Here is a 12,092-nt window from a genome sequence, read left to right on the forward strand (position 1 = left end):
GGGGCGGTCCGGGGCGGAGCCCCGGTAACCGGGCCGCGCCCGTGAACGAAACGCTCGCCCCCCCCGGGCAGGAAGCGCGGGCTGTCCGGCAGGGACGGAGTTGCGGGGACGCGGCCGGGTGGCATAGCGTCGGCGCAGGTCATGAGTGACAGCGACTACGGCCCCGGCCCGCTGTCCGGCAACCCTCCGTCCGTGGCGGGGTGCCCCGGGTGAAGACCAGGCCGTGGGCAGCGAGGCCCGTGGCAAGCGCGGACCCCTGCACACCCTGGGGTCCTGGTCCTCAAGGGAGCAGTCTCGTGAGCAAGCGAATGCGATAGGGCCTACGCCCCTTCTTCAGCACCCCCCTCCACGCGATCACCGCCGCCCGTCGAGCGCGGCGTCGTGGCGCACCTGGAGGCCCATGAAGCCATTCCGCCTTGTCCCGCCGGGAGATTCCGTTATGTCCGCACGCCCGAACACCGCCGTCGCCACCACCTCCACCGCCTGCGACACCCCCCTGCCCGTACTCGGCCGCGATGTCACCGTCCCGCTCGTCACCGGCGGAGAGGTCACCTACGCCGCCCTCGACTACGCGGCCAGCGCCCCCGCCCTGCAGAGCGTCTGGGACGATGTGGCCGCGTACGCCCCGTACTACGGCAGCGTCCACCGGGGCGCCGGATATCTCTCCCAGCTCTCCACGGATCTGTTCGAGAACAGCCGGCGGACGGTCACCGAGTTCCTCGACTGCCGTGCGGACGACCAGGTCGTCTTCACCCGCTCCACCACCGACTCCCTCAATCTGCTCGCGTCCGTGCTCCCGGCCGGCTGTGAGGTCTTCGTCTTCGAGACCGAGCACCATGCCTCGCTGCTGCCGTGGCGCGACGCCCGGGTGACGTATCTCGACGCGCCCCGGACGCCCGCCGAGGCCGTCGCCACGCTGGAGCGCGCCCTCGGGGGCCGGGACCGGCGCGGTCCGGCGCTGGTCTGTGTGACCGGCGCGTCGAATGTGACCGGAGAGCTGTGGCCGGTACGGGAACTCGCCGCCGCCGCGCACGCCCATAGCGCCAGGATCGTGCTCGACGCCGCGCAGCTCGCACCGCACCACCCCGTCTCCGTACGGGAGTTGGACGTCGACTGGGTGGCGTTCTCCGGGCACAAGCTGTACGCGCCGTTCGGCGCGGGCGTGCTCGCGGGCCGGGCGGACTGGCTGCGGGAGGCGGAGCCGTATCTGGCCGGTGGCGGCGCGTCGCGGAAGGTGGCCCGGCGGGCCGACGGCGGGGTGGACGTCGCGTGGCACACCACCGCGGCCCGCCATGAGGCGGGCTCGCCCAATGTCATCGGCGTGTACGCGATCGCCGCCGCCTGCAAGGCGCTGACGGACGCCGGGTTCGACGCGCTGGCCGCCCGGGAACAGCGGCTCGTCACCCGGGTCCGCGAGGGTCTCGCCGAGGTCCCCGAGGTGCGGGTGCTGTCGCTGTTCGGGGACGACGCGCCCCGGGTCGGGGTGATCTCCTTCGTGGTGGCGGGGTGGAACAGCTCGCACTTCGCGGCGGCGCTCTCCGCCGAGTACGGCATCGGCGTACGGGACGGACTGTTCTGTGCCCACCCGCTGGTCCGCACGCTGCTGGGCGGTGAATCCCAGAGCCTGGGCGCGCAGGGCGAGTGCGGCGCGCCGGAGGCCGAGCCGGGGGAGACTTCGCTGAACGCGATCCGGGTCAGCTTCGGCGCGGGCACTCCCGACGAGCATGTGGAGCGTTTCGTCCGCGCGGTGAGGGAACTGGTCGCCGACGGCGCGCGGTGGAACTACCGCACCGAGGACGGCCGCTGCGTCCCGGACACCACCGCCTCCGTCTGACGCCCGGCGTGAGCCGGCAGCCGGGTCCCGATCAGGATCATCCGCAGGGCGCGCTCGGTGGCGTCGGTGAGGAACTCACCGCCCCGGCTGAGCGCCTCGGGCAGGGTCACCGGCGCGGGCAGGATCGCGCTGTAGGCGTCCACCCCGATCGACCGCACCCGGTGCGCGCCCTCGCCGATCGTGCCCGCGAGGGCGAGCACCGGACGCCCGGCGAGCTTGGCACGCCTGGCCACCTCGGCGGGCACCTTGCCGCGCGGGGTCTGGTGGTCGAGCGCGCCCTCGGCGGTCAGGACGAGATCGGCGCGGGCGAGGCGGGCGTCCAGATCGAGCTGGTCGAGGAGGACGTCGAACCGGGGCAGCAGCCGCGCGCCGAGCGCGGCGAGCCCCGCGCCGAGCCCGCCGGAGGCACCCGTACCGGGGCCCGAGCGCAGATCGGCGCTCACCCGCAGATCGCGGGTGAGGAGGCGTGCCCAGTGCTCCAGAGCGCCCGCGAGCTGCTCGACCTGTGCGGGTGTCGCGCCCTTCTGGGGGCCGAAGACCCGGGCGACACCGCGCTCGCCGCACAGCACATTGAAGGGGTTGCAGGCGACCCTGATCTCGGTGCGGGCGAGCCGAGGGTCGAGGCCGGAGGTGTCGATGCGGTGCAGCCGGGGCAGTTCCCGGCCGCCGTGGGGCAGTTCCCGGCCGTCCGCGTCGAGCAGCCGGGCGCCCAGCGCCTGGAGCGCGCCCGCCCCGCCGTCCGATGTGCCGGAGTCACCGCAGCCGACGAGGATCCGGCGGACCCCGGTGTCGAGCGCGGCCCGGATCAGTTCGCCGACGCCGTACGTGGTGGTGGCCCCCGGGTCGCGCAGGCCGCGCGGCACCAGGGACAGCCCGGCGACGGCCGCCATCTCCACCACGGCGGTCGCCTCCCCGCCGCCGAGCAGGGCGAAGTGGGTGCCGATCCGCTCGCCGACGGGCCCGGTGGCGCGCAGGTCGACCAGCCGGCCGCCCGTCGAGGCCGCCAGCGCGTGCGCGGTGCCCTCGCCGCCGTCCACCAGGGGGATCAGATCGATCTCGGCGTCCGGGACGACCCGGCGTACCCCCGCGGCGATGGCCTCGGCGGCGGACCGTGCGGACAGGGACTCCTTGAAGCCGCTGGGGGCGACGGCGAAACGGGTCAGCATATGCGTACTCCGATACGGGTGAGGGTGGGGCGTCAGCGGACGGGTACGCCGAGCAGTGGCCAGACGGCGACGGCGAAGAGCAGGACGAGCGCGGCGGTCAGCGGCGCGAGGACAGCGGACATCCGCAGCAGGTCGCGGGGGCCGTAGGTGGGTACGCCGGGGATCTCGGCGAACAGGGTGACCGGTTTCGCGGAGGCGGGCAGGGTGTGGCAGAAGCCCGCCGCGGCGGTGGAGGCGAGGGCGGCGGCGACCGGGTTCACCCCGGCGCCTGCGGCAGCCGCGACGACCAGCGGGACGAGCACCGACGATCTCGCCGAGCGCGACTGGAGGACCAGATGCGCGGCCGTGGACACACCGACGACGACGGCCAGGAACACCCACGGCGGCAGATCCAGCGGCACCCCGCCCACCAGCCATTTCGCGGCTCCGGAGTCGGCGAGCGCCAGCCCCATCGCCATCGTCGCGGCCATGAACAGCAGCAGCGACCAGGGCACGGTCTTCAGCGCGTCCTTGAGCCGTACGGTCCCCAGCGCGGGGGACGCCGCGACGACCGCGCCGATGAGGGCGACGACGGCGGGCGGCACCCGGTGCAGCGGCTCGCTGCACCACAGGGCGACGACCGTGGCCAGCAGCAGGGCGCACCGGGTCTCGGCGGGCGCCCAGGGGCCGGTGACGGGCTGTTCGCTGTGCTCCTGGATCTGCTCGGCGGTGATGTGGACCGGGCCCTTGCGGTCCGCGCGGCGGGTCGTCGTCCACAGCACGACCTCGGCCGCCAGATGGGAGGACACCACCGCCAGCGGCAGCCCGAGCAGCAGCCATTCGGTGAAGCCGACGCGCTCCCCGGCGGCCTCCCAGAGCACGGAGACCGTGATCAGATGCGCTCCCGCGCCGATCAGGGTGGCGACCGCCGACAGCAGGATGACCGTGGGGAAGAGCAGCGCCAGCATCACGACCAGCCGCTTGCGCTCCGCCAGCACCTTCGCGAGGGCGAGGAAGACGGGCAGCGTGAGCGCGGCCCGCCCCGAGGTGGCCGGTACCGCGAAGGCGGTGACGACGAGGGCCGCGGTCGTCAGATGGACGAGCTGCCGTACGGTCCGGGCCCCGCCGACGAGAAACGCCGCGGCCCGCCCGGCGAGGCCGGTCCGCGCCACCGCCGCGGCCAGTACGAAGGCGCAGATCAGCAGCCACACCGTGTCGTCGCCGAGGGTCCCGAAGAGCGTGTCGCTGCTGATCACCCCGGTGGCGGTGAGGGCGAGCCCGGCGCCGAGCGCGATATAGGTGTCGTCGATCGGCGTACCGATCCAGGCGCAGGTCGCCAGGGCGAAGACGGCGAGGGTGATCCGGGCGTCACCGCTCAGCCCCGGGAAGTTGCCGGGGACGACGAGCAGCGCGCAGATGCTCAGGGCCACGCAGAGGGTCGTCGCCTGTCGGAGGTTCAAGGTCACGGATATGAGGCTCCATGGGGGCGGTGAGGGCTCCATGAGGCGTTCATGAAAGGAACTTCACGTGGCGAAGGGTGTGGGGGCGCCCAAGGGTGCGGATCGCGACATTTGCGGGTGCGGTGGGGCTGGTCGCCCCGGGGACCTGGCCGCGCGGGTTCGGTCCTGGTCGCCCCGGTCCGGCCTGGTCAGCGCCTCGGCCGCGGAGCCGTCGCCCGGCGCGGGCGGTCCGGCGGGGCTCTGCCCCGCGCCGCCCCCTACGCCTGGCGGCGTGGGGGGACCCCCAGCGCCTCAATCGCCGGCGGGGCTGGATGGGCATCGGCTGGTGGGGCTAGGTGGGCGTCAGCTTCAGTCGGCGGGGCTGGTTGGGCATCGGCTTCGGCCAGTGGCGCGGGGGCGCTCCGGCGCCGGGCCGGCAGGCGCGGTCAGGGTGATCAGGCGGCAGACGGTCTCGATGTCGATTCCGACCTGGGCGATCGAGGCGCGGCCGGACAGCCAGGTGATGAGGGCGGAGTGCCAGGTGTGCTCGATGACGCGTACGGCGGAGAGCTGCTCCGGGGTCGGGTCCGCGAGGCCCATGGCGTCGAGGATGATCGTGGTCGTCTGGCGGGAGACCGTGTCGACCTCGGGGCTGACGCTGCGGTCGGCGAAGGTCAGCGCGCGCACCATCGCGTCGGCGAGCTGGGGCTCGCGCTGGAGGGAACGGAAGGCACGCATCAGGGTCTCGGCGACCCGGTCCGCGGGGCTGTCCCCGGCGGGGGGACGCTTGCGGAGGGTGGTGTGCAGGTGCTGGAGCTGGTCCTGCATGGTGGCGACCAGGAGGTGGATCTTGGAGGGGAAGTACCGGTACAGGGTGCCGAGGGCGACCTCGGCGGACTCGGCGACCTCGCGCATCTGCACCGCGTCGAAGCCGCCTCGGCTCGCCAGCTGGGCGCTGGCGGCCAGGATGCGGCGGCGGCGGGCCTCCTGGCGCTCGGTCAGGGGCGACGACGCCGGCCCTGGCGGCCTGGGTTCGGATGTCATCTGTCCCGGTTCCCCCGTTCCGTTCCACCTGAGTACGGACCGCACCGTACGGACCGCACGGTACGGACCGATCCACAGCGTGGGTCGCACAGCATGGCAGCGCGGCGTTCGTGGCGCGAATCACCTGATCCGGCCCTTACGGCGTGGCTACCTGCCGGTAGATTCGGACCTCGTTGAACGATCAAGTCTGAAACTTGTTCTAGATTAGCGCGAGCGGTTACGCTCCGGCGAAACGCAGTGAGAAGGGGGCCGTGAGTGACCGCTGAGGCCATCGAGACCGGCCCTCATTCCGGCCCTCATCCGGGCCCCCGGGCGGCATCGTCCGGAACCGGCGGCGGTGCCGAACCGCTGCGTATCGCGCTCCTCACCTACAAGGGGAATCCGTTCTGCGGCGGCCAGGGCGTCTATGTCCGTCATCTCTCGCGGGAGCTGGCCCGCCTCGGCCACCGGGTCGAGGTGATCGGCGCCCAGCCCTATCCCGTACTCGACGAAGGCGTCCCGTTCACCGAGCTGCCGAGCCTCGATCTGTACCGCAGCCCGGACCCGTTCCGTACCCCCGCCCGCGACGAGTACCGCGACTGGATCGACGCACTCGAAGTCGGCACGATGTGGACCGGCGGCTTCCCCGAACCGCTCACCTTCTCGCTGCGCGCGCGACGCCATCTGACCGCCAGGCGCGGCCGGTTCGATGTCGTCCACGACAACCAGACTCTCGGGTACGGACTCCTCGGGGATCTCGGGGCGCCCCTGGTCACCACCATCCACCACCCGATCACCGTGGACCGGCGGCTGGAACTGGACGCCGCCGGGACCTGGCGGCGGCGCGCGTCCATACGCCGCTGGTACGGCTTCACCCGGATGCAGAAGCGGGTCGCGCGCCGGCTGCCGTCCGTGCTCACCGTCTCCGGGTCGTCCCAGCAGGAGATCGTGGAGCATCTCGGCGTACGGCCCGAGCGCGTCCATGTCGTCCCGATCGGCGCCGACACCGACCTCTTCTCACCGGACCCCTCGGTCGCCGAGGTGCCGGGCCGGATCGTCACCACCTCCAGCGCCGACGTACCGCTGAAGGGGCTGGTCCACCTGGTGGAGGCGCTCGCCAAGGTGCGTACGGAGCACCCCCACGCCCATCTCGTGGTCGTCGGCAAGCGCGCGGCGGACGGCCCGGTCGACCGGCTGATCGAGCGGTACGGACTTGAGCGCGCCGTCGAGTTCGTCAAGGGCATCTCCGACGCGGAACTCGTCGGCCTGGTGCGCGGCGCGCAGATCGCGTGTGTGCCCTCGCTCTACGAGGGGTTCTCGCTGCCCGCCGCCGAGGCGATGGCCACCGGGACACCGCTGGTCGCCACCACGGGCGGCGCGATCCCCGAGGTCACGGGCCCGGACGGGGAGAGCTGCCTCGCCGTGCCGCCGGGCGACTCGGGAGCGCTCGCCGCGGCGCTGGTGCGGCTCCTCGGCGACCCGGGGCTACGGGTGCGGCTGGGCGCGGCCGGGCGCCGGCGGGTGCTGGAGCGATTCACCTGGGCGAGGGCGGCGCAGGGGACGGTGGAGCTGTACCGCGCGGCGCTCGCCCCGGTGGCGCCGTGACGCGGGTTCCGGCTGCCGGCCGGACGCGTACCGGCATCGGCACCCGAATATGTTCCGGCATCCGTACCCGAACCACCGACTGCGAAAGCGGGGCCCCGTGCTGACCGTCGACTTCTCCCGGTTTCCGCTCGCCGCAGGCGACCGGGTCCTCGACCTCGGGTGCGGTGCCGGGAGGCACGCGTTCGAGTGCTACCGGCGGGGCGCGCGGGTCGTGGCGCTCGACCGCAACGCCGAGGAGATCCGTGAGGTCGCGCGGTGGTTCGCCGCCATGGAGGAGGCGGGGGAGGCCCCCCGGGGCGCGACCGCGACCGCGATGGAGGGGGACGCGCTCCGACTCCCCTTCCCCGACGAGTCGTTCGACGTCGTGATCATCTCCGAGGTGATGGAGCACATCCACGACGACAAGGGCGTACTCGCCGAGATGGTCCGGGTGCTCAAGCCGGGCGGCCGGATCGCGATCACTGTGCCCCGGTACGGTCCGGAGAAGATCTGCTGGGCGCTCAGCGACGCGTACCACGAGGTCGAGGGCGGGCACATCCGTATCTACCGGGCCGATGAACTGCTCGCCAGTATCGAGGAGGCGGGACTCGTCACGTACGGCACCCACCACGCCCATGCCCTGCACAGCCCCTACTGGTGGCTCAAATGTGCCTTCGGCGTCGACAACGACACGGCGCTGCCGGTCAAGGCGTACCACCGGCTCCTCGTCTGGGACATCATGAAGAAGCCCCTGGCCACCCGGCTCGCCGAGCAGGCGCTCAACCCGCTGATCGGCAAGAGCTTTGTGGCGTACGCGACCAAACCGCATGTGACCGACCCGCATGTGACCGATCCGCGTGCGACCGACCCGTATGCGACGGAACCGTATGCGGCGGAACCGCATGCGACGGAAGCGAAGCTGCCCGGGGCCGAGGCGTGACCACTCCCCGTACGGAACATCTCGTCCTGCCCGGGGTGCTGACCGCCGAGCAGGCCGCCGAGACCGTCGCGGGAATACGCGGAATCCAGCGCGACGACGGCGCGATCCCGTGGTTCCGGGGGCACCATCTGGACCCGTGGGACCACACCGAGGCCGCCATGGCGCTGGACGCGGCGGGCGAGCACGAGGCGGCGGCGCGGGCGTACACCTGGCTGCGGCGGCACCAGAACGCGGACGGGTCCTGGTACTCCGCCTACGACGACGGGGACGCGGCCCGGCCCACCGACCGCGGCCGGGAGACCAACTTCTGCGCCTATACGGCCGTCGGCGTCTGGCACCACTATCTGGCCACCGGCGACGACGGTTTCCTCGACCGGATGTGGCCCACCGTCCAGTCCGCGATCGGGTTCGTGCTCCGGCTCCAGCAGCCCGGCGGCCAGATCGGCTGGAAGCGCGAAGCCGATGGCACACCCGTCAACGACGCGCTGCTGACGGGCAGTTCCTCGATCCACCACGCCCTGCGCTGTGCGCTGGCGCTCGCCGACGAACGCGAGGAGCCCCAGCCGGACTGGGAGCTGGCGGCGGGCGCGCTCGAACACGCCATACGCCGCCACCCCGGGCGCTTTCTCGACAAGAGCCGCTACTCCATGGACTGGTACTACCCGGTCCTCGGCGGCGCGGTGACCGGCGTGGAGGCCACCGTCCGCATCCAGCGGCGGTGGGACGAGTTCGTCGTGCCCGGTCTGGGGGTGCGCTGTGTGCTGCCCAACCCCTGGGTGACCGGCGGCGAGAGCTGTGAACTCGCCCTGGCCCTGTGGGTGATGGGGGAGTCGGACCGGGCGCTGGAGATACTCCAGTCCATCGGGCATCTGCGCGCCGAGGGCGGAATGTACTTCACGGGGTACGTCTTCGAGGGCGACCGGGCGTACTGGCCGGCGGAGCTGACCACCTGGACGGCGGGTTCCCTGCTCCTGGCGGTGGCCGCGCTCGGGGGGGACGAGGCGACCACCGCGGTCTTCGGAGGGGAACGGCTGCCACGAGGGCTCGCTCCCGACTGCTGTCCCTAGGGACTGTCTGACGGGGCCGTGGCTCAGTGGCGGCGCAGCCTGCCCGCCACCGCGTGCCCCACCAACAGATAGACGACGGCCGCGAGACCGTACCCGGCGACGACGCGTGCCCACGCCTCGTCGAAGGTGAACAGGTCGTACGACCAGCCGGCCAGCCAGTGGGCGGTGTCCTGGACGAAGCCGACGAGGTCGTTCGCCCGGTTGGCGTCCAGCAGATACATGAGGATCCAGAGGCCGAGAATGACGGCCATGACATCCGCGACGATCGCGATGACCGTCGCGGCCTGATGCGTTCCGTTGCGATGACGTGGACTCATAGCCGTCGTGTTGCCGCTCGCAGGCGGGTGAAACACCTCAGCGCGTACCTGCGGGCACCCGGTCCCGCGCGCCGCCGCAGTACGGACGGGAGTGGAAGCGTCCCGACGCGTCCCGCCCTCGACGCGTCCCGTCCCGTCCCCGACGCGTCCCGCCCAGACCCACCCCGCCCAGACCCACCCCGCCCCGTCCCGACGTGGCGTCGCGCGCGTGATATCACCAGCGGACGGCAGCCTTCCGGGAACATGGGCCGAAGCCCTCAGGGCAGGTCCCGGCCGGAAACGCCGCGTCAGGCGGGACAGTGGCAGGTCTCAGCAGGGCATCTTCTCAGGGGGCTCCAACGCACCGCAGCCGTTCGCCGCTTATGCTTCCTGGTACCGGCATGGCCGTCTGTATCGCGCCTGCCAGGGTGCGAGAGGTGCGACAACGAATGGAATTCGACAGACGTGGGGACACCCGGTCTCCCGGTGTCACGCTGGTGATCATCCCCACCTACAACGAGGCCGAGAACATCGAGGCGATCGCCTCACGTGTGCGCGCGGCGGTGCCGGCCGCGCACATCCTCGTCGCCGACGACAACAGTCCGGACGGCACGGGCAAGATCGCCGACGAACTGGCGGACAGCGACGACCATGTGCATGTACTGCACCGCGAGGGCAAGGAAGGGCTGGGCGCGGCCTATCTCGCCGGGTTCCGCTGGGGCCTGGAGCGGGAGTACGGCGTACTCGTCGAGATGGACGCCGACGGCTCCCACCGCCCGGAGGAACTGCCCGGCCTCCTCGCCGCGCTGACCGGTGCCGACCTGGTCCTCGGGTCCCGCTGGGTGCCCGGCGGAAGCGTGGTGAACTGGCCCAGGTCGCGGGAGTATCTGTCGCGCGGCGGCAGCCTGTACTCCCGGCTGATGCTCGGCATCCCCATCCGCGATGTGACCGGCGGCTACCGGGCCTTCCGCAGGGAGACCCTGGAATCACTGGATCTGGACCAGGTCACCTCCGAGGGGTACTGCTTCCAGGTCGACCTGGCATGGCGTGCCGCCCGAGCGGGCTGCCGCATCGTCGAGGTGCCGATCACCTTCGTGGAGCGGGAGCACGGCGCCAGCAAGATGAGCCGCGCGATCGTGGCCGAGGCCCTGTGGCGTGTGACCGCCTGGGGCATCAGGAACCGAGTCCGCGGTGTTCTGCGCCGCCGCTGAGCCCCGTCCCGCGGTGTTCTGCGCCGCCGCTGTCCCCGGTCCCGCGGCGCGTGCACCGCGCCCGGACCCCATCCCCCTGTGGCCGACAGGCTCCTGACCGCCACAACCACGCTATGAAGAGAGCGACATGTCGGCACTTCAGACGACCCCGCCCACACCGGCGCCGAGACCCGTGACCGGCCCCCGGCCGGCCGGGGGCCGGAAATCGCGGGGCGACCGGATCAGGCGGGCGCTCGTCGCGGCGGGCCCCGCTCTGGCCGCCTATCTGCTCGTACGGTGTATCGGCGTGGCCTTCGTGGTGCTCCGGACCCCGGACGGCGGTCCGAGTCTGGGCAGCCTCCTCGCGTCCCGGTTCGACACCGGGTTCTATATCGACATAGCCGACAACGGCTACACCGCACTTGAGCCCGGAAGCTGCGCGGTGCAGGGCCCGATGTGCAAGTACGCCTTCTTCCCGCTGTACCCGATGCTCATCCGCGGCGCCTCCGCCGTGCTCCCCCTCCCCACCGGAACCGTCGCCTGGGGCATCGCCGTGACGGGCGCGCTCTTCGCCGCCTGGGGCATCTTCGCCGTGGCCCGGCTGCTGTACGGGCGGCGGGCCGCGACCATCGCGGTCGTCCTGTGGGGCATCGCGCCGCACGCCATGGTCGAGACCATGGCGTACACCGAGCCGATCTTCACCGCCATCGCCGCCTGGACCCTGTACGCCGTACTCACCCACCGCTGGGCGGTGGCCGTCCCGCTGGCGGTGCTCGCCGGGCTCACCAGGCCCTCCGGTGCCGCGGTCGTGGCCGCCGTCGCGCTCTGCGCGGGCTGGGCACTCGTCGCCGCCGTGCGGGGACGCGCGGGGACCGCGAACCGTACGCCGCCGCTCGTCCTCGCCGGATCCATCGTCCTGGCGCCGCTCGGCTGGTTCGCCTGGTTCGGCTGGGTCGGCTATCGAGCAGGCAGCTGGGACGGCTACCTCCGGATCCAGGAGAAGTGGGGCTCGACCTTCGACGCCGGCCGCTTCACCGTCCGGCGCATCTCCGAGATCTTCACTCAGGCCCCCGTCAGTCTCAACGCGGTCGTGGGCGCCCTGACCGTGATCGCCGCCGTCACCCTGTTCATCGTCTGTCTGCAGCAGCGGCAGCACCCCGCCCTGCTGATCTACGTGGCGGTCCTGCTGGCCATCACGATCGGCGGCGCCGGTTACTTCCACTCCAGAGCCCGGTTCCTGCTGCCCGCCTTCCCGCTGCTCTTCCCGCTGGCCCGCGCGCTGGCGGCGGCCCGCCCCAGAACCGCCTACACCCTGCTGGCCGCCGCCACGCTGGTCTCCAGCGCGTACGGCGGCTACCTCCTGCTGGTGTGGCACAGGTCTCCCTGAGGGCCCTCGCGCCTGTTCGACGGCCACCCCCGGGATCATTCTTGCGAATCTTCCAGTAACTTTCGAAAGTCATTGACGATTCGAATATCGGCGGCCAGTATGTGTGGTGCGCGTCATGCGCGAGCACGCCCACCGGCACCGGAATCCCGGCCCGGCGGACCCCGGGGGCGCGGCCCTTGTCCATGCC

General features: G+C 72.4%; 10 protein-coding genes and 1 riboswitch. Of the genes, 6 read left to right on the forward strand and 4 right to left on the reverse strand.

The window, feature by feature from the left end; genetic code table 11:
- The first annotated feature begins 137 nt into the window (after positions 1-137).
- Positions 138-255: riboswitch (SAM riboswitch) on the forward strand.
- A gap of 184 nt (positions 256-439) precedes the next feature.
- Positions 440-1,834 (forward strand): aminotransferase class V-fold PLP-dependent enzyme, encoded by a 1,395-nt coding sequence (locus ACWF94_RS18905; RefSeq protein ID WP_453489173.1) that lies wholly within the window; start codon positions 440-442, stop codon positions 1,832-1,834.
- Here the strand turns inward: ACWF94_RS18905 and ACWF94_RS18910 are convergent.
- From ACWF94_RS18910 to ACWF94_RS18920, 3 genes are all read right to left on the reverse strand, one after another.
- Entirely contained in the window at positions 1,783-3,000 is a 1,218-nt protein-coding gene (locus ACWF94_RS18910; protein WP_453489176.1) for a glycerate kinase family protein, read from the reverse strand. The two genes, ACWF94_RS18905 and ACWF94_RS18910, sit on opposite strands and share 52 nt — an antisense overlap.
- Before the next feature lie 32 nt (positions 3,001-3,032).
- Positions 3,033-4,445 (reverse strand): SLC13 family permease, encoded by a 1,413-nt coding sequence (locus ACWF94_RS18915; protein ID WP_453489179.1) that lies wholly within the window; start codon positions 4,443-4,445, stop codon positions 3,033-3,035.
- Between the two features lie 342 nt (positions 4,446-4,787).
- Positions 4,788-5,462: a TetR family transcriptional regulator gene (locus ACWF94_RS18920; RefSeq protein ID WP_453489182.1), complete on the reverse strand. Its 675-nt coding sequence runs from the start codon at positions 5,460-5,462 to the stop codon at positions 4,788-4,790.
- A gap of 255 nt (positions 5,463-5,717) precedes the next feature.
- Between ACWF94_RS18920 and ACWF94_RS18925 the strand changes: the two genes are divergently transcribed.
- From ACWF94_RS18925 to ACWF94_RS18935, 3 genes are all read left to right on the forward strand, one after another.
- On the forward strand, positions 5,718-7,046 hold the full coding sequence (locus ACWF94_RS18925) for a glycosyltransferase family 4 protein (RefSeq protein WP_453489185.1): 1,329 nt from the start codon (positions 5,718-5,720) through the stop codon (positions 7,044-7,046).
- Positions 7,047-7,143: 97 nt separating this feature from the next.
- A complete protein-coding gene (locus ACWF94_RS18930; RefSeq protein WP_453489188.1) occupies positions 7,144-7,965 on the forward strand; it encodes a class I SAM-dependent methyltransferase in 822 nt (273 codons plus the stop codon).
- Complete coding sequence (locus tag ACWF94_RS18935; protein WP_453489191.1) at positions 7,962-9,032, forward strand: prenyltransferase/squalene oxidase repeat-containing protein; 1,071 nt, start codon at positions 7,962-7,964, stop codon at positions 9,030-9,032. Before ACWF94_RS18930 ends, ACWF94_RS18935 begins: the two co-directional genes overlap by 4 nt.
- A gap of 23 nt (positions 9,033-9,055) precedes the next feature.
- Here the strand turns inward: ACWF94_RS18935 and ACWF94_RS18940 are convergent, their stop codons facing one another.
- The gene (locus tag ACWF94_RS18940; RefSeq protein ID WP_453489194.1) at positions 9,056-9,349 is read right to left on the reverse strand and encodes a hypothetical protein; all 294 of its coding nucleotides are present in this window, start codon (positions 9,347-9,349) and stop codon (positions 9,056-9,058) included.
- Positions 9,350-9,777: 428 nt separating this feature from the next.
- Here ACWF94_RS18940 and ACWF94_RS18945 point away from each other — a divergent pair, with 428 nt between their 5' ends.
- Both ACWF94_RS18945 and ACWF94_RS18950 read left to right on the forward strand, forming a co-directional pair.
- Positions 9,778-10,539: a polyprenol monophosphomannose synthase gene (locus ACWF94_RS18945; protein ID WP_453489197.1), complete on the forward strand. Its 762-nt coding sequence runs from the start codon at positions 9,778-9,780 to the stop codon at positions 10,537-10,539.
- Between the two features lie 127 nt (positions 10,540-10,666).
- On the forward strand, positions 10,667-11,905 hold the full coding sequence (locus tag ACWF94_RS18950; protein WP_453489200.1) for a glycosyltransferase family 39 protein: 1,239 nt from the start codon (positions 10,667-10,669) through the stop codon (positions 11,903-11,905).
- The last annotated feature ends 187 nt before the right edge of the window (positions 11,906-12,092 follow it).

It is taken from the genome of Streptomyces sp. NPDC055078 (genome assembly GCF_053607985.1).

Bases quoted from the DNA above. Each gene is read 5' to 3' on its own strand.
- ACWF94_RS18950 (WP_453489200.1), top strand. From the start codon at position 10,667: ATGTCGGCACTTCAGACGACCCCGCCCACACCGGCGCCGAGACCCGTG.
- ACWF94_RS18920 (WP_453489182.1), bottom strand. From the start codon at position 5,462: ATGACATCCGAACCCAGGCCGCCAGGGCCGGCGTCGTCGCCCCTGACC.
- ACWF94_RS18905 (WP_453489173.1), top strand. From the start codon at position 440: ATGTCCGCACGCCCGAACACCGCCGTCGCCACCACCTCCACCGCCTGC.
- ACWF94_RS18940 (WP_453489194.1), bottom strand. From the start codon at position 9,349: ATGAGTCCACGTCATCGCAACGGAACGCATCAGGCCGCGACGGTCATC.
- ACWF94_RS18910 (WP_453489176.1), bottom strand. From the start codon at position 3,000: ATGCTGACCCGTTTCGCCGTCGCCCCCAGCGGCTTCAAGGAGTCCCTG.
- ACWF94_RS18945 (WP_453489197.1), top strand. From the start codon at position 9,778: ATGGAATTCGACAGACGTGGGGACACCCGGTCTCCCGGTGTCACGCTG.